Genomic DNA, 23,722 nt, shown 5'->3' on the forward strand with positions numbered 1-23,722 from the left:
TAATTTCCCATGATAAAGTATATGTATAAAAGAATTTTTCAAATATTAGGAGATTTTTATCTTATGAAAAAGACTAAGGCTGAGATCTTAAGTATGATCGAGACTCTTAAGGGTCTAAAGACTGAGAATATGTATCTCAATGATTTTTTCCATACTTGGAAAGAAACAGATGATGAAATTAATGCTGTTTTTGAAGTTGCAGAAATTCTACGTGCTATGAGAGAGAATAACATCTCTACTAAGGTATTTGATTCTGGCCTTGGTATTTCTGTTTTCCGTGATAACTCAACAAGAACACGTTTCTCCTTTGCTTCAGCTTGTAACCTCTTAGGTCTTGAAGTACAGGACCTCGATGAAAAGGTTTCTCAGATTGCACACGGTGAGACAGTTCGTGAGACAGCTAACATGGTTTCCTTCATGGCTGATGTAATTGGTATCAGAGATGATATGTATATCGGTAAGGGCCATACATATATGAAGACTGTTTCTGAAGCAGTTCAGGAAGGCTATAACGATGGAGTTCTCGAGCAGAGACCTACACTTGTTAACCTTCAGTGTGATATCGACCACCCAACACAGTCAATGGCTGATATGCTCCATGTAATTAACTACTTTGGTGGTGTTGAAAACCTCAAGGGTAAGAAGATTGCAATGACTTGGGCTTATTCTCCTTCATACGGTAAGCCACTCTCTGTTCCACAGGGTATTATCGGTCTCTTCTCAAGATTCGGTATGGATGTTGTACTTGCTCACCCAGAAGGCTATGACATCATGGGTGATGTAATTGAAGTTGCAAAGGAAAATGCTGCTAAGTCTGGTGGTTCCTTTAAGATTGCTAATACAATGGAAGAAGCATTCAAGGATGCAGATATCGTATATCCAAAGTCATGGGCTCCATATGCAGTAATGGAAGAGAGAACAAAGCTCGTTGGCGAAGGTAAGTTTGATGAGCTTAAGGACCTTGAAAAGAGATGTCTTGAAAATAATGCTAAGTTTAAGAACTGGACATGTACTGAAGAGCTTATGAAGACAACTAAAGATGGTAAGGCTCTATACATGCACTGCTTACCAGCTGATATCTCAGGTCTTTCATGTAAGGAAGGTGAGGTTGATCAGAGTGTATTTGATCGCTATCTCGTACCTCTCTATAAGGAAGCTAGCTATAAGCCATATATTATCGCAGCTATGATTTTCCTCGCTAAGTTTAAGGATCCAAGTGGAAAGCTAACTCAGCTATTAGATGATGCTAAGCCTAGAATAAAATAAACAATACTCCTTAAAAGTTTTATGGGACTGTTAAATTACTTTAGCAGTCCCATTTAAATTATCTTGAAAGCTCCTTAATTTCACTTTCTGTTAATTCGTGTTTATAGAATAGTGAATAGAATTCTTTAGCTTTTTCGATGTAGTTCTCACTTGCAAACTCTGGATAGAGCTTTGATACTGTGTAATAAATACCAATAATTCTATTAACAGCTGGAGGGCCATCAATAAGTGGGAAAAGTACATATGGAACCTTATATACATTACCACTCTTAACAGCTGGTAAATATGACCACTCTTTATTATTTACTACTGCATTATAAGCACTTTCTTCGAGTACAAAGATGTTATCGACAGGAAGCTTATATAGCTCCTCTAAGTTAATTTGGTTGTTTCCGCTAGAAATAGTTGTATCAACAACGTTGTTTCCACCAATAGTTTCTAATACTTCACCATGGAAGTTTCCAATTGGAATTGCGTTTAAGCCATCATAACCTATTCCATAGTAGAAGTTCTTCTTACCACTTTGTTCTGCATTTTTAGCAACACTATTTGCATAGCTTACTGCAGCTTCAGCAAACTCAGCTAGTTTGTTTCCTCTCTCTTGATAGCCTAAAGCCTCCCCAAGTCTTACATAAGTAGATCCAATATCCTGTAGATATGACTCAATAAATATTACTGGAATTCCGATATCAGCTTGAAGCTTATCAAGATCCTTGATCATATCTTCAACGTTACCCTTAATCTCTCCAATATCAATAACTACTTGAGGATTAGCTACAATTAAGGCTTCCTTATTTAAGTTAGCTTTCTTTCCATAGAAGGTTCCTAAAATAGGTAGGGATGCAAATTTCTCACCAAAGAACTCCTTTTCTATTTCAGATGGCTTAGTTGTAACACCAACAAATAAATTCTGGTCAAAGCTTACTAAGAAGGCACTAGCCATACTTCCTGATGGAGCAACTCTAGTAACTACACTTGGAAGTGTAACCTCACGTCCAAGATCATCTATAAAGGATACATATTTTATTTCATCTGCTTTCTCCATTTGTCCTTGAGCAAATAGGACGGAAAATGTAGTAAGTAAAATAAGTAAGATAGTTAGCAGTTTTTTCATCTAATTATTCTCCTTTTATAATTTCAAATAACCCAAATGCCTTATTGTTTCTTGCAATAAAACCATTACTTGCTTTTTCAATTTTTATATTTATATCTCTAGTCTTATAGTTTTCACTTAAAAAGGTAGATAGCTCCTCTTCATCCTTTAATGGCTGGTCAAAGGAGAGACGGTGTGTAGTGTAAGAGAAGGTAACTCCTCTTTGCTTCAAAAATTCTGCTGTTTCCTTTGATCTCTCAAACTCTGTCTCTAAAGAGCCTGCGTGCTCATTTTGGATATAAATTATTCTTTTTTTACAAAGAGAAAATAATTTATTTAAATTATCTTCCTCCCTAAGACGACCAAAAAATACACAAATTATTACATCTACACTTATATCAAGGTTAAATGCATCACCTAAGATATAGCTTGCTAAAGGGAATTTATTTTTTGCAAAGCTAATTGCCTTATTATCTGAATCGAGACCTGTAATATTATAGCCTTTATCATTAAGACGTGATGTAATGTATCCAAGTCCACACCCAAGCTCGTAAATAGTTTCATCTTTATTTAGATGCTGAGAAATTAAAGAAGCTAACTCATCATGAAAGCATGACGCTGAAGCTGCAATTTCATAAAGCCTTATTTTATCATCACTCCACCACATCATACACCTTCCTTTAGCACGATGTATTGGTTTTTATATCTTTCGATATTCATCTTAGTTTGGTAATACTCTGAAAGTATCTCAGAGCTAAGCTTATCAACACTATCATTAAAGAATACTTTTCCTCTATCTAAGATTAAAATGCGGGAAGCAATATTTAGCGCTTCAGTAATATCATGCATAGTAATAAGTGAGATATATCCCTCTTTACTTAACGCTTTTATATGGCGAATTAATATATCAGCATTCTTTAAATCAAGATTAGAGGTTGGCTCATCAAAGAGCTGTATCCTACTATTTTGAAGTAAAGCACGAGCTGCTGTTGCAAGCTGTCTTTCACCACCAGATAGAGTAGTGATATCTCTATCTGCTAAGGCAGAGATTCCAAAGCGTTCAAGTGCATCAATTGCCTTTGCATCATCCTTTTCTTTAGGTGATGAGAGTGTAGATAGTGATGGAGTTATTCCCATTAATACATAGCTTTTAACAGAGTATGACCAAATATTTGATGGGCTTTGTGGAATATATGATAATAATTTACTTCTGTCTCTTACTGATAGCTTAGATAAATCCTTATCATCAACAAGAATAGTCCCACTACTTGGTGTTAATAAGCCTAATATATTCTTTAATAGGGTAGTTTTTCCACTACCATTCTTTCCAAGTAATGCGATGATCTCTCCATCGTTTGCATTAAATGAAATATTATTTAAAACATTATTATCCTTGTAGCTAAAGGATAGGTCCTTAATAGTTAATGTCATAGCTTCTTAGCCTCCCTTACGATGAGGTATAAGAAGAATGGAGCTCCTATTAAGGATGTAAGAATACCAATTGGAAGCTCAACTGTTGCAATTGATCTTGAGATAGTATCAACAAGAAGAAGGAATGAAGAGCCTAATAGTATTGATGCTGGTACTGTTTTTCTGTAGTCACACCCTGTAATCATCCTGACTAGGTGAGGGATAACAAGGCCTACATAGCTAATCATTCCACATAGAGAGGTTGCTGTAGCTGTAACTATAGTTGCTGAGATAATTGAAGCTAATCTAACAGCTTTAGTATTTACACCTAGTGCCTTAGCTTCCTCCTCTCCTTGAGTCATTATATTAAGTGACCATCGTAATATAACAATAGGAACTATTGCTATTACTATTAAAATAACTACAGGAAGGATGTCCTCCTTCCTTACTGAGCTAAGAGAGCCCATTAAGAAATATGTTATTTGTGGTAAGGCTTCCTCTGGGTCTGCAATTAGCTTAATAAAGCTTATTAGTGCAGAAAAGACAGATGAAACCATCATTCCAGATAAAACTAGAGTAAGAGTAGGATTACCTCTTACTCTAGAGGATATTAAAAGGACGAATGAAACTGCTAAAATGCCAAATAGAAAGCTTACTAATGTAATTTCTAAATAGCTAAGTCCTAATAAGATTGCAAGTGCGGCACCAAATCCTGCTCCACTAGTTGAACCTAATAAATCAGGTGAAACCATTGGGTTTTGAAAGATTCCTTGGTAGACAAGACCTGATAGCGAAATACCAGCTCCCAAGAAGGTTGCTATTATAATTCTTGGTAGGCGTAGATTAAAAATTATAGTTTTTTCCTGTGCTGTAATAGTAAAACCAAATAGAGCCTTAAGCAAAGAAATAGGAGAAATACTATATCTTCCAATAGCAAAAGAAATTATTAGAGCAAATATAAATATTAAGGCAAAAATAGCTATATTATACTTCTTCATATAGCTCCTTAAAGTTCTTTTGAATTAGCTCTTGAGTTCTATCTAATAAAATATCGTATTTATTCATGAATATTTTAGCGTGCTCAGTAATTCTCGCACTTCCACCGCCAATACCACCCGCTTGGCTGATAATTGCATCATGACCTGTTTGCTCTTTATAGTTTTTTATCATCTTACGGGCCTTTGAATATGATAAGCCCATAGATTCAGCTGCAGTTAATAAAGATCCCTTTTCCTCTACATATTTTAATAATGTATAGGTACCAGGCCCAAAGAATGCTTTTTCATTTTCTATAGTAAGCTTTACTGATAAACGCATATTACACTCGATTGTTTTTTATAAACTATTCGAATTGTAACATGATGTAAATCAATATGTAAATAAAAAAATAATGGAAAAGCACTAATAGTTAATCGTATTCAGGATCTATTGTGAATTCAAAGGTGTAATCAGGCCACTTCTGATTTAAAGCAGAAAGTATTTCCTTCTTATATAATCCGTAGTTTGATACCTTAAAATCTACAACTACATCGAAGTGAACTAGATTAGAATCCCAATGGACATGAAATGCATGTAAGGATAGTACATGAGGAGTCTTTTCCTTAAGGTAAGTTAAAATTTCACTCTTAAGCTCTCTTACATCCTCTCTATAGTCATTTACAGCAAAGAGACCAAATGTGAAATAGATCCCTAGCTCATCCTCAATTTCTTTAGCTGTATCTGTCATAGCATCGAAGATGTTTTCAGCATGAGCTCTAGTTGGAACCTCAACATTACATGTTCCCATACATCTTTCAGGGCCATAGGAGTGTAGCATGATATCATAGCCACCCTTTAGTGGAGGGTGCTTTTTGATAATAGCTCTGATCTTCTCAACTGTTTCTTTATCTGGGCGCTCACCCATTAAAGCAGAGTTAGTCTCAAAAAAGGATGATAAGCCTGCATAGAAAATAAATATTGAAACTACAATACCCATTACACCATCAATAGGGAAGGAGGTAAACTTTCCTGCTATTAATGAAATAATAGTTAGTGAAGTAACTAATACATCAGAGAGAGCATCCTTACCTGAGGCCTTTAAGGCTTCACTATCAACCTTCTTACCTGCTTTAGTATTTAGTATTGATAAGCCAATCTTTGTAAGAACAGAGATAAAAAGGATAATTAGTGCTATTGGAGCAACTGTTACTTCAGCTGGATTTTTTAATCTATCGATTGAGCTTAATAAGCAGTTATATCCAGCTACTAAAATAATTACAGATATTATCATTGCTGATAAATACTCTGTCCTACCATATCCAAGAGGATGCTTTCTAGTAGGCTTCATCTTTCCCATTCTATAACCAAGTAATGTTATAATTGAGGACATTGAATCTGAGAGGTTGTTGATTGCATCATTTGTAATAGCAACACTCTTAGTTATTGTTCCCGCTACAAATTTTAATACTGAAAATATTAAATTTGCTAGGATGCCGGTAATACCGACAGTGTTAATAACCTTTTGTCTTGTTGCATCTGTTTTCATAAACCGAAATATTATTCCACAAGCTATAGCGCGTCAAGTAACAATAATTTATTTTTACATAAGTAGTTAATTCTAACTAAGTTAAGACGAGACTAACCTTTGTCAAAAGATATTGTTTGATATATACTCAAATTTGGTTAGGAGATACCACAATGGACGAATTAACAAAGAAAGCGCTAGAGTATCATGAGAGAGCTCCACATGGAAAGCTAAGTGTAGTACCAACAAAGCCATGCATGAGTGCAGAGGATTTATCATATGCATATACACCAGGGGTAGCTAAGCCTGTATTAAAGATCGAAGAAAATAGTGATGATGCATATCGCTATACCTCAAAGGGAAATTTAGTAGCTGTAATCTCAAATGGAACAGCAATACTTGGCCTTGGGGATAGAGGAGCATTAGCTAGTAAGCCTGTAATGGAGGGTAAGGGAGTACTATTTAAGAGATTTGCAGATATAGATGTCTTTGATATCGAGGTAGATGAGAAGGACCCTAATAAGTTTATAGAGGTAGTAAGAGCTATTTCTCCAACCTTTGGCGGAATAAATCTTGAGGATATTAAGGGACCTGAATGCTTTTATATTGAGGAAGAGCTAATAAAGAGATGTGATATCCCAGTATTCCATGATGACCAGCATGGAACAGCAATAATTGCAAGTGCTGGATTAATAAATGCAGCTAAGGTAGTTAATAAAGAGCTTAGTAATATGAAGGTAGTAGTAAATGGAGCAGGTGCTGCAGGACTTTCATGTGCTAAGATGTTCTTAAGTGTCGGTATTAAGAAGGAAAACCTAATCCTATGTGATAAGGAAGGTGTAATAAGATCTAATTATCCAGGCGGAGTTAGAGATGTATGGAAGCCTTTTATCAATGATAGTGGAATAGAGACTCTTAGTGATGCAATTAAGGGTGCAGATATGTTTATGGGGCTATCTGCTAAGGGCGTATTAAAGAAAGAAATGCTATTAGCAATGGCAAATGACCCAATAGTATTTGCTATGGCTAATCCAGATCCTGAAATTACATATGATGATGCAAAGGCAACACGTGATGATGTAATTATAGCAACTGGAAGAAGTGATTATCCAAACCAAATAAATAATGTCTTAGGCTTCCCAGCAATCTTCAGAGGGGCTCTAGATGTAAGAGCAACTAGGATAACAGAGAATATGAAGAGAAGTGCAGCCTTTGCACTTGCGGCTCTTGCAAGAGAGGATGTTCCTGAATCTGTATTTAAAGCTTATGGTGGAGAGCATTTTGCATTTGGTAGAGATTATATAGTTCCAAAGCCATTTGACCCAAGAGTAGTACCAGTAGTAGCAACAGCTGTTGCTGAAGCGGCAATTAAGGATAAGGTTGCAAGAATCACAATAGATGACTTTGATGAATATAAAAAGAGTCTTGAGAAACGCTTAGGCTAAGAGAATTCTTTATAGGCTAATGCTTTAGAAAAGAAGGGGGTTATTTCCCTTCTTTTTTTATCGTATTTATATTCATATTTATTATATAAAATAAAAGATATTAGATTGACGATTTTTAATAAAAGAGTAATATTTCCTCTTTTGTATGACAAAGTCTAGAATATTATGTATTAAAAATTGTGTTATCGTGTTAATTTCTTTACTTTTATTAATTACATCATGTCAGCAAACTGAGCTAGAAGCTATAGTAAGCACAAAGACAACTTCAAATGTAAAAATTGTAATTGATAATATCGGTTCAAGAACAATTACTCCTACTCGTCCAAACTTTAATTCCTTTTCAATATCTTTAACAGAAAATGTAGAAGAGAATGCAAAGACAATTTCAAAGAATGTTACTTTTGCTGAATCATCACTGCCTGTAGAGTTTGATAGTGTTAAAATTGGATTATATACAGTTAGTGTTGATGCTTTTGATGAGAAAAACATTAAAGTTGCTCATGGAGAGTCTGTGTTAAATGTTCAAGCTAACTCAGATAATAGTGTACATGTTAAGCTTGATTACTTAACAGAGGGTACAGGCTCCTTCAAGGTAGATATTTCATGGGGCTTATTTAGTAATGAAAATCCATTTACTAAAGCTCTAAAAGCTGGGAATATTGGTTTTGTTGCATATGATGTAGAGAATAAATGCACTCTTAATAATGCAGAAATAACCTGGCTAAGTGCTGATCAAATAAATTCAAATGGTTTTACTTACATTCAAACTGGAGTTCCTGCAACAAAGGGTAAAGTAATTTCCTTTAGAATTTATACAAATACAGATGAAAATGATATTCAATGTATTGCAGAAACCTTTACAACTGTAATTCAGATAATACCTAACTTAACCTCAACTCCCGATTTAAATGAAGAGGATAATTTTATTATCACAGAGGATAGAGTTAACTTCTATGTAAAGAATGTAAATCCATCAACTATTAAAGTTACATATGGAGAGGGTGCTGAAGCCTCATCAAAGATTAATATTTCTTGGAAATATCCTAAGCTTTCAAATGGTAACTATAGTGGTACACTTTATGTCTACTTGATGAATCAAAATGGTGTTCAAATTGAAGATAAGCATAAGTTTGATTATACTCAAGATGATGTAACTGGAAGCGTTGTTTTCAAAGGCTTATCAACCTCTGAAACATATTCTGTATATTTTTACAATGAATGTGAAACAGGATACTCTACAGTTCTTGAAGGCTTAAGTGGTATTAAAACAAAGATCCTTGTTACAGGAATTAATTTTAAAACTAATATTCCTAGTAGTTTTACAATGGGTAGCTATGTTGATATTGAAGCAGCAGTATTACCATCTAATGCTTCAAATAGCTCATATACACTTTCTGTTTCTGATGGCTCATATGTAAGTGGAAATAAAACTGTAGTATTTAATAATGCAGGTAAGTATAGAGTTACTGCAACAAGTGATGAAAACCCAAATATTACAATTACAAGTAGTCAAATTGTTGTAAAGCTTGCAGCACCTATTGTAAAAACCTCAATAGTTGATGAAGGCTTCTTAATTGAATGGAATGAAATTGCTGGTGCCACTAAGTATATTTTAACGAAAACTAATAATTCAGCAGATAATGCTCCAAAGATTATTGAGTTAACGTCAAATATATATATCGATGAGGATACAAACTTCTCTGGTGTTACTTACTACTATACTGTTCAAGCTATTTGTGATGATAGAGATTTAGATTCAGCTGTATCTGCTCCATCAGCTATTGCACTTGCATGTCCTGCTATTACAATCGAGCTTCCTAACGAATTTACAGATGTAAGTCTTAAAGCTTCATTAGACAGTGCAACAGCTAATTCTCCATATATGACAGAAAAGGATTCTTTAACTCTAAACATTGAAAATCCTGATAGCTCTATTACAGAATATGCTTGGTACTTAAATGGTCAAATAATAGCTAGTGGAAATTATGATGCAATTAAGAGTATTACGATAACACCAGATAACGCTTATCTTGATATATCCTCTATCGAAACATCTAATACTCTTATGCTTACAGTTGTTAAGGATGGCTATACCTACAGTGCAACTACATACTTTAGGTATATTGAAAATGATCCAGGTAAAATCTACATCTCACTACCTAGTGGTAGAGGTGACACTGTGGTTTATAATGAGCCTGTACAGCTAAGCTATACTACAGATAATTTAGTTAATAATATTGAAATTAGATGGACCTCCTCTGATTCTAATATTGCATCTGTAGATAATGGTATAGTAACAGCTCATAGAGATGGTTCAGTTGATATTACAGCAACCATTGTAGCAACAGGAGAGAGTGCAACAATTAGCTTAAAAACATTTATTCCAATTAGTGAAATAAGGTTTGATGAAGCAAAGCAATTACCTACAGAATATCTAGTTGCACCATTAAGTAGTGGAGGACTTGAGATTTTAAATTCTGCTTATACCTCTGTTGATCTTAAAAACTATGTAAAGGTTATAACAGCTGATGGTACTATCTACTCTGTAGAAAATCAAAACTGGGACAAGATTAAGGATAGAGTTGAGTGGTATGCATCAGAAAATGATTACAATAACCTTATATCAAAGGTAGAGCTCTTAAATGGTACAATTACTCCAATAATTGATTCTTTAGGTGGTAATGCTACAGTCTTCTTAAAGACAGATGAATCTGATGCTATTGCTTCAAAGAGAATTGAGATTAGAAAATATACTATGAAGGAGGGTAATGATACTATAAATGGTAAATCTATAAGGTTTAGAAGTTATAGTGATCATATACTTAACCTTGGCTTAAATGGTAGTAATGTAACTACAAAGGACTCAAATTCTACATTTAATAAATTAGGAATATATTTAGACTGGTGCTTTAATGGAAATTTAGGTGAACATGAATATGGTGTAACTGATTTAAGTCGTCTTAAATTTTCTCCATATGATGCTGCAGAGACTGAATTTACGTTAAAAGGTAATGGAACATACCCTACAATCGATTTATATATTTTAGATCAATCAAGAAACAAGGTATGTAGGCTGTCTTGTCAAAGATTAATATAAAATAGCCACTAAGTTGCAGGATTTTTCTCGGTCCTGCAATTTTTTTATCCTTTTTTTGTATTATTAATATGATAGAAGGATTATTACTTTCACTAATTATTTACTCATCACTATGCTTTAATAAAGCTTGGATATTTATCCTGCTTTTAAGCTTTGTTTATTTAGTAAGGTATAGAAAGAGAATTATAGCTTTAGTTTTTATATGTTTAATAACCCTCTTATTGCTATTTAGAGTTGGAACTCTGCAGCTAGAGGAGTTTACATCATATTCTTTTCCACTTGATAAAGTAAGAGCTATAACAGGCGTAGTAAGAGAAGATAGTCGAATAGACTCTTGGGGCCAAAAGAGATGTGTTATAAAGCTATATGAATGTAATTTAAGTAATGGTGATGTTGCAACTGCTAAAGGAAGAATAAATGTTACATATACAGGTTCTCCCTTATACTATGGTGATATCGTTACCTTTAGTGGTAAACTAACAGATAAAGGCTTTCAAGCTAAGGATTATAAGCTTGTAAATAGAAGTAGCCTAAACCGCACTAGAAGCCGTTTTATTAGCTTTATTTCATCAAAAATTAATAATGATTTAAGTATGATGCTAATTCTTGGAATTACACCAAATGTTGATAGTGAAATTTCTCTTTTAGCAAGAAATAGTGGAAATAGCCATATTTTAGCGCTATCGGGAATGCATCTATCATTATTTTCTGCAATTTTAGTTTTTATTTTAAAGCCTATATTTACAAATCGATATGCAAAGCTAATTTCATTATCAATATTAACTCTCTATATTCTAATGATCGGTCCAAAGCCATCACTAATTAGAGCATATATACTTAGCTTAGTATTTACTATTTTCAAGCTTGAAAAACCAATTGATTACTTAGTTATTTGCTTTACTATCCAAGCACTATTTTTTAAGGACAGTATAATGACGCTTTCAACACTACTTTCCTATGTGTCTCTTTGTGGAATAATGACAGTTCCAGAGCTACTATTAAATGCAATAGATGAGTTTATTGTAATTCCCAAGCTTTTTATAACACCCTTTCTCGTAACGATAGGAGCACTATTATTTACTATCCCGATATCATTTAATTTCTTTGGCTCCTACCAGCTTAGCTCGATACTCACATCCTTTATTGCAGGTATAGTCGTCTATATTTATATGCTTCTTTGTATATTAAGTATTTTTTCAAGTAAGCTTAATTATATGCTAGATAAGGTATACACAATACTTGTATTTATTTTAGAGAAGGGGAGCTATTTTAAGCTTCAGGAGAACTTAAATGCATATTACACCTTAGTAATATCAACTTTAGCTATCATATTAATTGCACGATTGAAAAGGCTTTGTAAGTAGAGTATTCTTTTTAGCTATGTGGAATTTAAACTATGATAGCGTAAAAGAAGTAATAAGTGTCCTTGAAAGTGAAGGTCTTGCAATGAGTAAGAAGTTTGGTCAAAACTTTTTAATTGACCACAATGCAAGAGAATCTATAAGAGAGAAAATAGCTTATAAAGAAAACCTAAGTGCCTGGGAAATAGGTCCAGGTATGGGTGCTATTACTTCATTAGTCTTAAATAGTGGAATAAAGGTTAAGGCTTTCGAGATTGATAAGGGCTTTTGCAGATTATTAAAGGAAAGAGCTTTTAGCGATGAAGCTAATTTTACATTAATCGAGGGTGATGCTTTAAAGACTATAGCAAATCAAAGTGAAATTCCTGATATTATCTATGGAAACCTTCCATATAATGTTGGCTCAATAATAATAGCACGCTTAATAGAAAATAGTATTTTACCAGAAAGAATGGTTTATACACTTCAAAGAGAGGTTGTTGAGAGAATTTGTGCAAAGGAAAACTCTGATGATTACTCATCTTTTTCTGTGCTTTGTCAAATTGATTACAAGCCAACACTCTCCTTTGTAATTAGAAAGGGGTGCTTCTACCCTGAGCCACAGGTTGAAAGTGCTGTAGTTGTAATGGAAAAAAGAAAAGAAAGCTTAGTTCCAAATGACTTAAGAGAGACCTTTTTAGAGGTTAATAGAGCACTTTTCTCTCAAAGAAGAAAAACTATAAAAAATAACCTTAAGGCTTTAAACCTTAAGGATATCGATAGAGTTATTGCTTCATCAAATCTTGCTGGTAATGAAAGAGCAGAAACACTTTCAATTGAGAAAATAGTTGAAATTGCTAAAGCAGTTAATAGTGATAAGCTTTCTTCTTTGTAAGCAGGAAGAATATCGAGATAAAGAAGGAGACAAGCTCTGCAATTACTATTGATAACCAGATTCCATCAACACCTAAGAATGGTGGGAGTACTATTACAAATATAAATTGTAATACAAAGGTTCTCATAAAAGAGATAAATGCAGATACAAAGCCATTATTTAAAGCTGTAAAGAAGGAGGATGAGAAAATACTAATTCCCGCAAATATAAAGGAGAATGAGTATATATAAAATCCTCTTACTGTCATCTCATATAGCTCTTTATCATAGCCGACAAATAGCTTTGAGAGAGGAGCTGCCATTAATAAGCTGAAGGCTAGCATTAAAGCAGATGAGATTATAATCAAAAAGATTAGCTTTCTAGTTATGCTTTTTAATTCTTTATTATTTTCAGCACCGTAGTTATATGATACTACTGGGCTTATTCCACCTGAGAAGCCTATGAATATAGCAACGAAGACCATACTTACATACATTAATACGCTATAAGCAGCAACTCCATTTTCACCTACATATCTTAAAAGCTGTGCATTAAAAAGCATACTAATTATTGCAGCAGATGTATTTGATAAAAGCTCTGAAAAGCCATTAGAGCAGCTTTTTAGGAGTGCACTTTTATCATATTTTGTTTTAGTAAAATGGAGTCTACTACTTCTATTAAATGTAAAGTAGGTAAGTGGAATAATTCCTCCAATAGCTTGGCTTATAGCTGTTGCAGCTGCAGCACCTGGAACTCCAAAGTGGAAAACAGCACAAAATAATCCGTCTAAGATAATATTTGTTCCACAGCTAAGTACTGTCATTACTAAGCCAAGCTTTGGCTTTTCAGCAGTTACGAAAAAAACTTGTGATTCCATTTGAACTACAAATAGAACAACTGTTGAAAGTAATATTCTTCCATATGTGATACTGCTTTCTAAAAGCTCTCCTCGAGCACCTAAAAAGTATGCAATTTTATCGAGGAAGATGAAGCTTGGAATTGTTAATACTCCTCCAATTATAATAGATGCGATATAGAGCATTGTGAAAAGCTGCTTTGCTCTATCGTCATCACCTTCACCCATAGTTTTTGCAACTAGAGCACTTCCACCAGTTCCAAGCATAAAGCCAAGGGATCCAATTATCATGATAACTGGATATATCATATTTACTGCAGCAAGAGCAGTTTTACCGATAAAGTTCGATACAAAATAACCATCTATAACTAAGTATATAGAGGTAAAGAGCATCATTAATATAGAAGGAAATGTAAATCTTAGTAATCGCTTAAAGGAAAAGTGGTCATTTAATTTGATTTGCATATATTATTTAATCCCTCCTGCATTAGGTTGTTATACTCTCTAGTCTCTTCGATGTATCTATCGCTTTTTTCCTCTCCCCAAAGAAGGAATATACTATTTTCAAGCTCAATTACTTTAATTACAGTTTTTAAGCAAAGCTCCTGGCCGAGCTTTGTTAGGTTTACATTTTTCTTCCTTTTCCCATTTAAGGTAAGAGTAATTATTTTTCCTTCTTCAAGCTTTCTTAAGGCTGAATTAACTGTTTGCTTAGGAAGAGCTGCATATTGAACTAATTGGTTTAAAGCACAGCCATCACCCTCGACACATAGTGTATAAAGGATAGAAAACTCACTATCTGTAAGCTTAAAGCTTAGAGCTGCTTCATGATATATATGGTCTAGCTCAGATATTAGATGGTTTATTCGTCTTAATTTAGGATGTGAATATCGCATACTACAATTAAGTACGATATCGGACTTAATGTCAAGGTCTTCAGAAAAATTCAAAATAAGGTAAGTGGTGTACTATTGCGAATAAGAGCAAATTGCACGATAATAATATGTGTTTAATTAATTGGAGGATTATCATGGCAAATCAGTTTATCGTTGAAACAAGTGCAAGGCACGTTCATGTAACACAGGAGACACTTGAATTACTCTTCGGCGAAGGTTATCAGCTCACAGTTAAGAAGGAACTTTCTCAGCCTGGTCAGTTCGCTTCTAATGAAAGAATTACAGTTGTAGGACCAAAGAAGGAGCTCGCTAATGTTTCTATTCTTGGACCATGTAGAAAACTTAATCAGGTAGAGCTTTCTGCAACAGATGCTCGTTCAATTGGTATCGATGCACCAATTAGAGAGAGTGGTGATGTAGCAGGTTCTGGTGCTTGTAAGCTTATTGGACCTAAGGGTGAGGTTGAGCTTAAGGAAGGTGTTATCGTAGCTAAGCGCCACATCCACATGACAGAAAAGGATGCAGCTGACTTTGGTGTTACTAATGGTGAGATCGTTAATGTTCTTATCGAAAATGGTAATGGCAGAAAGACTATCTTTGGTGATACAGTTATTCGTGTTTCAAATAGCTATGCTCTTGCTATGCACGTTGATACAGATGAATCAAATGCTGCAGCATGTGCAAGAAACCAGATGGGTACTATTGTAAAATAATAAAATCTTATTAAGACAGATAAATCGCTACTAAAGAAAAATAGTAGCGATTTTTTATCAAATGACTTTAAGATATTTCTGATACTACATTTACTTTTTTACCTGAAAAAGCAATTGCATACTTTAAAACTTTTTCAAAACCATATTGTTTAAACTCTGAATCATATCTTAATAAATTAATTTGAGATAATGCTTGGTGTGCAAGAGCATTAAGCTTATCTTCTGTAATATTCTTTTGATATTTTAGCTCAATAATTATAGCTGGATATTTTATTTGTCTTGGCAATAACGAGATATCATATCTTCCATCTCCTGCTTCTCTATTAGACTTAATAATATATTGATTATCCATCAATGCAAGAAGTCCTAACATCAAGCCATGATAAAAGCTCTCAGAGCTTTTGTCAAAAAAGCTAATTGAATTATTTAAGTACTCTGATAAAGCAAGCTGTAACCTCTCATAGCTATTAGAAAATAGGCTTTCTACTATAGTATCCATAGTAGTTCTCTTGATTACTCCACTTGTGACTAAGCTTGATAAGACTTCACTTCTATATACAGCTTCAATTTCTTTATTAGGAATCTTTACTTCACATAGATAATTTCCATCTTCTTGAATATATTTAGTTACAGGCTTTAAATACCCAGCAACTATCAACAAGCTATAAATATATTGAGAGTTTTCTTTGATTGAGCGATATATTACATTCTGATCAATCCTAGCAACTACCTTTTCACCTTGAAGTAGTGCATTTAAACGTTGAACACTATCATCATTTAAGGTTTGCATTACCTCATGTAAAATTTCATTGCTTCCACTATTTGCCCAATATGCTTGAGGAATACAATCGCGAGAAATGTAATTAATAACAGACCATGGATTATAAATTTCTTTTTTACCAAATAAATATCCATCATACCAATTCTTTAATTCAGTTTCTTTATCTAGTTTTCCATAGTATGAAAGCATATTTTTTACTTCATCTTCCGTAAAGCCAAAATAGCTTTCATATTCTTCATCAAATAGTGAGTGCACTGAAATATTGTTCATACCACTAAATATGCTTTCTTGAGAGATACGCAAAATTCCAGTTAAAAAACCATATGAAAGATATTTATTATCCTTAAAGGCTCCTGAAAAGAAATTTCTCATAAAGCTGATTATTTCATCATAAAACTCTTTTATATAGCCTTCTTGAATAGGTGTATCATATTCATCAATTATAATAATTGGATTCTTTTTATAGTGGATAGCGAGTATTTTTGAAAGCCTCTCAAGTGCTGAGCTTATATCAACCTCATTAGCATTACCATTAAGTATTTTTAAAAAGTAGTCTTTTTCATATTGTGATATTTTATTGCTATCTAAAACCTCAATATGTCTTGCATATTCTTCCTGCAGTAATCCTTTTATTTTATCTAGAGTTGCGGTCCAGCTATCAAATTTAACATCCTTAAATGTTAAAAAGATGACAGGGTATTTTCCTTGATGAGCTTGATACTCTTTTCCGCATTTCCAAATTTGTTTATTAATAAAATATTTTGATGTATCTTCATCAGATATCTCAAAAAATACTCTGAGCATATCCATGTTTAATGTTTTTCCAAACCTTCTTGGACGAGTAAACAGAGAAACTAATGGCTTTTTATCTAGAAAATCCTTAATTAATAGTGTTTTATCAACATAGTAATATTCTTCCTGAGCTCTGATATAATCTGAAATACCAATTGGTAGTGGCTTTAATTTAGTGATGCTTTGTTTACCATTAATTGTTCTGCCATCTATAGGCTTTTCAGCATTATTTGGGATCATCCAAACACCCTTTTCTTTTTTAACACCTTCAATTTTTCCACTTTGGCACATTACGTTAACTGCGCGTGTAGAAATATTCCACTCTATAGCCTTCTCTTTACAAGTTTTCAAAATAATCACCTTTATTATGAAAGATATATACGAAAAATATAACATTAAAACGAAAAATACAAAACAGATATTTTTCGTTCGAAGAATATGTAGTTAATTGAGAGGATAAAAAGGAAGGAGAAGATTAAAAAAGAAAAATTTTATCTTTATTCTTTTGTCCATTTTATATTGAGTTTTATCCATAAAGTGTTATTCTGATAATGCAGAAAAATTTCTGTAATATTGTAGGAGGTTCTAGCATAGGCTAGGTAAATTTTATGAAGAAAATTTTAGTTTTTGCTCTTATTGCTCTATGTGCTTTCTCCCTTTTTGCTAGTGGTGCAAAGGAAGATGCTTCATCAGATCAGATCAAAGCAGTTCTTTTAACAGACCAAACAGGTATTGATGATAAATCCTTCAATGCAGCTGCTTGGCGCGGTATTTTAGCTTTCTATGGCGATGAAGGTGCTGGTAGAGGTACTCTCTATGAAAACATCACAGCTCAGAGTACAGATGAATATATTCCAAACCTCAAAAATGCAGCTGAGGGTGATTGGGATTTAATCATCACTACAGGCTTTACATGGGGCGATGCATTAAATGAAGTTGCAGCTATGTATCCTGATCAGAACTTCATCATCGTTGACGTAGATTACTTAACAGATAGAGAAAATCTTATCCAGTACATCTATGAAGAGGAGCAGGGCTCTTACTTAGTAGGTGTTGCAGCTGCAATGCAGGCTAAGAAGGATGGAATTGAAAATCCTAAGTTTGGCTTTATCGGTGGTGTTCCAGGTGCTACAATCACAAAGTTCGAAATTGGTTACTTCGAGGGTATTAAATCAATTTATCCTAATGCAGAGTTCGTAGACTACTATGCTAACGACTGGGGTAAGCCAGAGCTTGCTAAGGCTATGGCTAAGAACTGGTACGATAGTGGTGTATACTGCATCTTCTCAGCAGCTGGTGGTACAGGTGGTGGTACAATTGCTCAGGCTAAGGAATATAGAATGGCTGGTAAGAATGTATGGGCTATCGGCGTAGACTCAGATCAGTATGAGGATGGCTTATATGGTACTAATGGTGAATCAGCTGTATTAACATCAATGATTAAGAAGGTTGAGAACTCAACATTTGATGCTCTTACAAAGACTAAGGATGGTACATGGAAGGGTGGTGTTGTAACTCAGAACCTTGCAAATGAAGGTGTTGGATATTCAAAGGCTAACCCAGCTCTCTCTCAGGAAGCTATTGAAGCAGCAGATAAGGCTGTTAAGGGTATCTTAGATGGTTCTATCGTAATTGATAAAACTTATAAGGCTGCACTTGCTAAGGGCTTAGTTCCAGCAGGTCTTTCAGCTATTGACGACTGATAAAAGCTATGCGGGCACTGTTTGTGCCCGTATACTTCTTTCTTCAAGACTTGAGGAAAGAAGTATACCATAAAGGAATATTTATGAGTGAATATGCTATAGAAATGCTTGGAATTACCAAGACTTTCCCTGGGATAATCGCAAATGACAATGTTGACCTCAGAATAAAGAAAAATGAGGTCCATGCTATCTTAGGAGAAAACGGAGCCGGAAAAAGTACTCTAATGAGTATTCTATTTGGTGCATATGCCCCAGATAGTGGACAAATTAAGATTAACGGACAGGCTGTTGATATTAAAAATCCAAATGTTGCTACTGCCTTAGGTATCGGTATGGTACATCAGCACTTTAAACTGGTTCATAACTATACTGTTACTGAGAATATCGTACTCGGCAGAGAGCCTAGAAATAGATTTGGAATTGTATCTCTTAATCAAGCTGAAAAGAGAGTACGTGAGCTATCTGAACGCTATGGCTTTATGGTAGATCCAAGAGCGAAGATAGATGATATCACTGTAGGTCAGCAGCAGAGAGTAGAAATTCTAAAAACCTTATATTCTGACTCAGATATTATCATCTTAGATGAGCCTACTGCAGTACTAACTCCACAAGAGATCGACGAGCTTATGGAGATTATTAGAAAGCTTAAGGCAGAGGGAAAGACTATAGTATTAATTACTCATAAGCTTAAGGAAATAAAGGCAGTTGCAGATAGATGCTCTGTTCTTAGACGTGGAAAGTTTATAGGTTGTATCGATATTACTCCAAATACAAGTGAGCAGGAGCTTGCTACTATGATGGTAGGACGCTCTGTTAAGTTTGATATCGATAAAGCACCATGTAAGCCAGGTGAAAAGGTCCTTGAGATTAAAAACCTTTGTGTAAAGGATAGTATCGGTACTATGAAGGTTAAGGACCTATCTCTCGATGTAAGACGTGGTGAGATAGTTGGTATCGCTGGTGTCGATGGTAATGGTCAAAGTGAGCTTCTATATGCGCTCTCCGGCTTAAGTCCTATACAAAGTGGTGAAGTTATTCTATCTGGAAAGGTAATTAATAAGGACACTATTCGAGAAAGAATTGAAGAGGGTATGGGTCATATCCCTGAGGATAGACAAAAGCATGGCTTAGTTGCGGGCTTAACAGTTGCAGAGAATATTGTCCTTAAAGATTTCTATAGTCCAAAGTATACAGGTAAGTTTGGCGTTCTAAACTATAAAGCAATTGATGAAAGTGCAGTTAAGCTTATTGAGGAGTTTGATATTAGAACTGCACAGGGACCACATACTCCTGCAGGCTCCTTATCTGGTGGTAACCAGCAAAAGGTTATTGTTGCTCGTGAAATTTCTCTATCCCCTGATGTATTACTCGTTGCTCAGCCAACTCGTGGTCTTGATGTAGGTGCAATTGAATACATTAGAAAGCGTGTAGTTGAAGAGCGTGATAAGGGACGTGGTGTATTACTAATTTCCTTTGAGCTAGATGAGGTAATGAATCTTTGTGATAGAATTGCAACTATTTCAAAGGGCTCTATCGTTGGTGTATTTGATGCGGGAGAGGTTACTAGTCAGGAAATCGGCTTGATGATGACAGGTATTAAAGCAAAGGAGGGTAAGTGATGAAGAATAAAGAAAAACAAAGCTTCCTTGATTGGTTTTTATCAAGTCAGGGAGCAACCTCTGTTGCTGTAGTTATTTTAGGCTTTATAATTGGTACTATTCTAGTTTTATTAGTAGGTAGAAATCCTGCAGGATTATTTAAAGCAATTGGACAGTCAATTATTGGTAAGGCAGGTAAGAATGGTGCTTGGAACTTCAGAAATGTTGGTGAGACACTAGCTTACTCTATACCGTACATCCTCTGTGGCTTATCAATGGGCTTTGCTGCGAGAGTCGGACTCTTTAATATTGGAGCTGAAGGTCAGTACATAGTTGGTATGCTAGCAGCTCAGGCTGTAGCAGTTTGTATTCCTTCATTTCCTTTCCAGTGGTTAATCTGCTTATTAGTTGCAATAGTTGCAGGTGCTATTTGGGGTGGTATAGTAGGCTTTTTAAAGGCTAAATATAAGGTTAGTGAGGTAGTAGCTACAATCATGCTTAACTACATCGCACTATATCTATTTAGAATTATAGCATTTAAGATGCCTGCAGGTCTTACAAATAGAACATATCAGACAGCACCACTACAAAGTGGAGCCTTATTATCAAAATTCTTAATAAAGACTTCAAACCTTAATATTGGCTTCTTCTTTATGATAGCTGCTTGCTTAATCTATTGGTTTATCATGGAAAAGACTAAGATGGGATTTGCCTTTAGAGCAACTGGTTATAATAAGGATGCTGCAAGATGCTCAGGTATTAATGCAGATAGTGCAATTGCCTCCTCAATGGCTATCTCAGGTGCATTTGCTGGCTTAGCAGGTGCATGTGTTCTTCTTGGAGGAGCATATACAACAGGAAGAATTATTCAGGGAATGGATAACTATGGCTTTATGGGTATTGCTGTTGCGTTAGTTGGTAACTCTAGAGCATTAGGAATCTTCCTCGCGGGCTTACTCTTTGGTGTTCTTAAGCAATCACAATCAATAATGCAGGGAATGAATATTCCTAAGGAGATTACATTTATCATACAAGGCCTAATAGTAATCTTTATCGCACTTAGAAGCGGGCTCGAGCTAGTTAAGGCTTACCGCTCACGTGTTCTTGTGAGAAAGGAGGCTCAAAAAGTATGATGATTTTTCAATCAATTCCAACAATCATGATGATTGTTGCACCAATATTAATCACAGCAATCGGCGGTATGATTTGTGAAAAGAGTGGTGTAGTAAATATCGCTCTTGAGGGCTTAATGAGTATTGGAGCATGTACAGCAGCAAGTGTACATTTTCTAATGGAAGCAGCTGGCTGCGGAAGATATTCTCTAGCTGTTGCACTCCTTGCAGGTATGGTAGTATCTGGATTATTTTCACTTATTCATGGTGTTGCTGCTATAGATCTAAAGGCTGAGCAAACTATATCTGGTACAGGTATTAACCTTCTTGCAGATGGTATTACAGTATTTGCATGTCAAATTCTCTTCTCTCAGGATCGCTCTAAGGAGTTTAGAGTTGGTATGCTAACCGATAAGCTTGGCTTCTACCCAACCTTCTATATCGCAATTGCAGTAGTTGCTATTAGCTGGTTTATGCTCTATAAGACTCCATTTGGAATGCATCTAAGAGCATGTGGTGAACACCCTGCAGCTGCAGATAGTGCTGGTATTAATGTTAGAAGAATTAGATATACTGGTGTATTTATCTCAGGTATCTTAGGTGGTCTTGCTGGTGGCTGTGTTGTATTAACACAAACTATTCAGTTCACATCAAATTTAATTAATGGTAGAGGCTTTATAGCTCTAGCAGCTGTTGCTTTTGGCCGTTGGACACCATGGGGTGTTACTGGTGCTGCTTTACTGTTTGGTGGAGCTCAAGCCTTAGCAGTTCTTTCAACAAACTTTACAGCACTAAAGGCACTTCCTTCAGAGGTCTTCAATATCCTTCCTTACCTCGTAACACTGCTTGCATTAGTCATCTTCTCCGGAAGAGATTACGCACCTCAGTCATGTGGTAAGCCATATAATAAGAGTTCATCATGACACCACATAATAGAGCAAAAATTAATGAAATCGCTAAGAAGGTCCTCCTACCGGGGGACCCTAATAGAGCAAGGTTCGTCGCTGAGAATTTCTTTGAAAATCCGAAGCTAGTTACAGATGTTAGAGGGATACTTGGCTACACTGGTAAATATAAGGGAATTGAGGTAAGTGTAATGGCATCAGGAATGGGTGGTCCTTCCTGTGGCATCTACTCATATGAGCTATTTACTCATTACGATGTTGATACAATCATAAGAATCGGAACCTCAGGCGGGCTTCAAGAGGAATTAGAGGTTGGAGAGCTTGTATTAGCTATGAGTGCCAGTACAGATTCTGCTTGGGCTCATCAATATAACCTCTCCGGAACACTATCTCCATGCCCAAATGCAAAGCTATTTACTTTAGCTTTAAAGAAGGCTGAGGAGCTAGAGCTAAAGCATAGTGCAGGTATGGTATTTTCCTCTGATTACTTTTCATCCTACAACGCTCTTGGAGCAGATGAGTGGAAGTCTTGGGCTAGAGTTGGTGCCTTAGTTCAAGATATGGAGACATATGCTCTTTATTCAACTGCGATGTATTTAAAGAAAAGAGCGCTCTCAATTCTTACAATGACAGATAACTGTGTTAATGGAAAATCCTTTAAAGATGAAGAGAGAATGGAAGGAAACAGAAATATGATTAAGCTTGCTCTTGAGACTATAGTAGAGGATGCAAAATGAGTAATGTAAATACTATTCTTCGTCATCGCTTTGCTTGTAAGAAGTATAAAAGTACTATGCTTTCAAGAGAGGTTATAGATGAGATTTTAGAAGCAGGAAGACTCTCTCCAACCTCCTTTGGCTTAGAGCCTTGGACCTTCCATGTTTGTAAAAGTGAAAACCTCCTATCTTCCTGCTTTTACCAAGAGAGTATGAAGAGCGCTCCTATTACTGTAGTTATTACTACTAAAAGAGGACACTTTTTTGATCCAATGAGTGAGTTTATCAAGAAAAGAGCTATAAGATTTCCATCAACTCTAGATGAATTTATAGATGACTATAAGGGGTACTATGAATTTTTAAGAGATAATAACTCACTTGATTCATGGTCTAGAAGCCAAAGCTATATTGCATGCGCTAATATGATGACTAGGGCAGCTGAGCTTGGTGTTCAAAGCTGTGCTATAGAGGGGTATGATAATGATAAGGTTATCTCTGCATTAAAGCTTGATAAAGATGATGAAGAGGTCGGTATCGTTATTGCCTTTGGCTATCCCGATGAAGAGGAAAGAGAGAGGATTAGAATAAGTGCTGAGGAAGCATTTGTTTATCATTTATAAGC

Annotated in this window: 21 protein-coding genes; 12 read left to right on the forward strand and 9 right to left on the reverse strand. The window is 35.1% G+C overall.

Annotated features, from left to right (window positions below):
- Positions 1-63: 63 nt before the first annotated feature.
- Entirely contained in the window at positions 64-1,266 is a 1,203-nt protein-coding gene (ygeW, locus tag FYJ80_RS00440) for a knotted carbamoyltransferase YgeW (protein WP_154424156.1), read from the forward strand.
- Between the two features lie 58 nt (positions 1,267-1,324).
- On the opposite strand, the gene FYJ80_RS00445 is transcribed toward ygeW, so the two are convergent.
- The 6 genes from FYJ80_RS00445 to FYJ80_RS00470 all read right to left on the reverse strand — a co-directional run bounded on the left by FYJ80_RS00445 (position 1,325) and on the right by FYJ80_RS00470 (position 6,293).
- A complete protein-coding gene (locus FYJ80_RS00445; protein WP_154424157.1) occupies positions 1,325-2,380 on the reverse strand; it encodes an ABC transporter substrate-binding protein in 1,056 nt (351 codons plus the stop codon).
- 4 nt (positions 2,381-2,384) lie between these two features.
- A complete protein-coding gene (locus FYJ80_RS00450; RefSeq protein ID WP_154424158.1) occupies positions 2,385-3,029 on the reverse strand; it encodes a class I SAM-dependent methyltransferase in 645 nt (214 codons plus the stop codon).
- A complete protein-coding gene (locus FYJ80_RS00455) occupies positions 3,026-3,790 on the reverse strand; it encodes an ABC transporter ATP-binding protein (protein ID WP_154424159.1) in 765 nt (254 codons plus the stop codon). The genes FYJ80_RS00450 and FYJ80_RS00455 overlap by 4 nt, the downstream gene beginning before the upstream one ends.
- Positions 3,787-4,767 (reverse strand): FecCD family ABC transporter permease, encoded by a 981-nt coding sequence (locus FYJ80_RS00460; RefSeq protein WP_154424160.1) that lies wholly within the window; start codon positions 4,765-4,767, stop codon positions 3,787-3,789. Before FYJ80_RS00460 ends, FYJ80_RS00455 begins: the two co-directional genes overlap by 4 nt.
- Positions 4,754-5,086 (reverse strand): winged helix-turn-helix domain-containing protein, encoded by a 333-nt coding sequence (locus FYJ80_RS00465; protein WP_154424161.1) that lies wholly within the window; start codon positions 5,084-5,086, stop codon positions 4,754-4,756. Before FYJ80_RS00465 ends, FYJ80_RS00460 begins: the two co-directional genes overlap by 14 nt.
- Positions 5,087-5,177: 91 nt before the next feature.
- Complete coding sequence (locus tag FYJ80_RS00470; RefSeq protein WP_154424162.1) at positions 5,178-6,293, reverse strand: cation diffusion facilitator family transporter; 1,116 nt, start codon at positions 6,291-6,293, stop codon at positions 5,178-5,180.
- A 152-nt stretch (positions 6,294-6,445) separates the two neighbouring features.
- Here FYJ80_RS00470 and FYJ80_RS00475 point away from each other — a divergent pair, with 152 nt between their 5' ends.
- The 4 genes from FYJ80_RS00475 to rsmA all read left to right on the forward strand — a co-directional run bounded on the left by FYJ80_RS00475 (position 6,446) and on the right by rsmA (position 13,049).
- The gene (locus tag FYJ80_RS00475) at positions 6,446-7,717 is read left to right on the forward strand and encodes a malic enzyme-like NAD(P)-binding protein (RefSeq protein ID WP_154424163.1); all 1,272 of its coding nucleotides are present in this window, start codon (positions 6,446-6,448) and stop codon (positions 7,715-7,717) included.
- 145 nt (positions 7,718-7,862) lie between these two features.
- A complete protein-coding gene (locus FYJ80_RS00480) occupies positions 7,863-10,814 on the forward strand; it encodes an Ig-like domain-containing protein (RefSeq protein ID WP_154424164.1) in 2,952 nt (983 codons plus the stop codon).
- A 68-nt stretch (positions 10,815-10,882) separates the two neighbouring features.
- Complete coding sequence (locus tag FYJ80_RS00485; protein ID WP_154424165.1) at positions 10,883-12,178, forward strand: ComEC/Rec2 family competence protein; 1,296 nt, start codon at positions 10,883-10,885, stop codon at positions 12,176-12,178.
- A 16-nt stretch (positions 12,179-12,194) separates the two neighbouring features.
- On the forward strand, positions 12,195-13,049 hold the full coding sequence (rsmA, locus tag FYJ80_RS00490) for a 16S rRNA (adenine(1518)-N(6)/adenine(1519)-N(6))-dimethyltransferase RsmA (protein ID WP_154424166.1): 855 nt from the start codon (positions 12,195-12,197) through the stop codon (positions 13,047-13,049).
- On the opposite strand, the gene FYJ80_RS00495 is transcribed toward rsmA, so the two are convergent.
- Complete coding sequence (locus tag FYJ80_RS00495; protein ID WP_154424167.1) at positions 13,021-14,349, reverse strand: MATE family efflux transporter; 1,329 nt, start codon at positions 14,347-14,349, stop codon at positions 13,021-13,023. The genes rsmA and FYJ80_RS00495 overlap by 29 nt on opposite strands.
- Positions 14,334-14,780: a MarR family winged helix-turn-helix transcriptional regulator gene (locus tag FYJ80_RS00500; protein ID WP_154424168.1), complete on the reverse strand. Its 447-nt coding sequence runs from the start codon at positions 14,778-14,780 to the stop codon at positions 14,334-14,336. Before FYJ80_RS00500 ends, FYJ80_RS00495 begins: the two co-directional genes overlap by 16 nt.
- 134 nt (positions 14,781-14,914) lie before the next feature.
- Between FYJ80_RS00500 and FYJ80_RS00505 the strand changes: the two genes are divergently transcribed.
- The gene (locus tag FYJ80_RS00505; RefSeq protein WP_154424169.1) at positions 14,915-15,493 is read left to right on the forward strand and encodes a PduL/EutD family phosphate acyltransferase; all 579 of its coding nucleotides are present in this window, start codon (positions 14,915-14,917) and stop codon (positions 15,491-15,493) included.
- A gap of 67 nt (positions 15,494-15,560) precedes the next feature.
- Here FYJ80_RS00505 and FYJ80_RS00510 read toward each other — a convergent pair whose 3' ends face one another.
- On the reverse strand, positions 15,561-17,417 hold the full coding sequence (locus FYJ80_RS00510) for an AAA family ATPase (protein ID WP_154424170.1): 1,857 nt from the start codon (positions 17,415-17,417) through the stop codon (positions 15,561-15,563).
- 257 nt (positions 17,418-17,674) lie between these two features.
- Between FYJ80_RS00510 and FYJ80_RS00515 the strand changes: the two genes are divergently transcribed.
- The 6 genes from FYJ80_RS00515 to FYJ80_RS00540 all read left to right on the forward strand — a co-directional run bounded on the left by FYJ80_RS00515 (position 17,675) and on the right by FYJ80_RS00540 (position 23,720).
- The gene (locus FYJ80_RS00515; RefSeq protein WP_154424171.1) at positions 17,675-18,769 is read left to right on the forward strand and encodes a BMP family lipoprotein; all 1,095 of its coding nucleotides are present in this window, start codon (positions 17,675-17,677) and stop codon (positions 18,767-18,769) included.
- Between the two features lie 83 nt (positions 18,770-18,852).
- On the forward strand, positions 18,853-20,388 hold the full coding sequence (locus FYJ80_RS00520) for an ABC transporter ATP-binding protein (protein ID WP_154424172.1): 1,536 nt from the start codon (positions 18,853-18,855) through the stop codon (positions 20,386-20,388).
- A complete protein-coding gene (locus tag FYJ80_RS00525) occupies positions 20,388-21,500 on the forward strand; it encodes an ABC transporter permease (RefSeq protein WP_154424173.1) in 1,113 nt (370 codons plus the stop codon). Before FYJ80_RS00520 ends, FYJ80_RS00525 begins: the two co-directional genes overlap by 1 nt.
- Positions 21,497-22,402 carry an ABC transporter permease gene (locus FYJ80_RS00530; RefSeq protein WP_154424174.1) on the forward strand — a complete coding sequence of 302 codons (906 nt, stop codon included), beginning with the start codon at positions 21,497-21,499 and terminating at the stop codon, positions 22,400-22,402. The genes FYJ80_RS00525 and FYJ80_RS00530 overlap by 4 nt, the downstream gene beginning before the upstream one ends.
- Positions 22,399-23,121 (forward strand): purine-nucleoside phosphorylase, encoded by a 723-nt coding sequence (locus FYJ80_RS00535; RefSeq protein WP_154424175.1) that lies wholly within the window; start codon positions 22,399-22,401, stop codon positions 23,119-23,121. Before FYJ80_RS00530 ends, FYJ80_RS00535 begins: the two co-directional genes overlap by 4 nt.
- Positions 23,118-23,720 carry a nitroreductase family protein gene (locus tag FYJ80_RS00540; RefSeq protein WP_154424176.1) on the forward strand — a complete coding sequence of 201 codons (603 nt, stop codon included), beginning with the start codon at positions 23,118-23,120 and terminating at the stop codon, positions 23,718-23,720. Before FYJ80_RS00535 ends, FYJ80_RS00540 begins: the two co-directional genes overlap by 4 nt.
- Positions 23,721-23,722 lie beyond the last annotated feature (2 nt).

Origin of the sequence: Bullifex porci, from assembly GCF_009695635.1 — a bacterium.
In the GTDB taxonomy this organism is placed as follows: Bacteria; Spirochaetota; Spirochaetia; order Sphaerochaetales; family Sphaerochaetaceae; genus Bullifex; species Bullifex porci.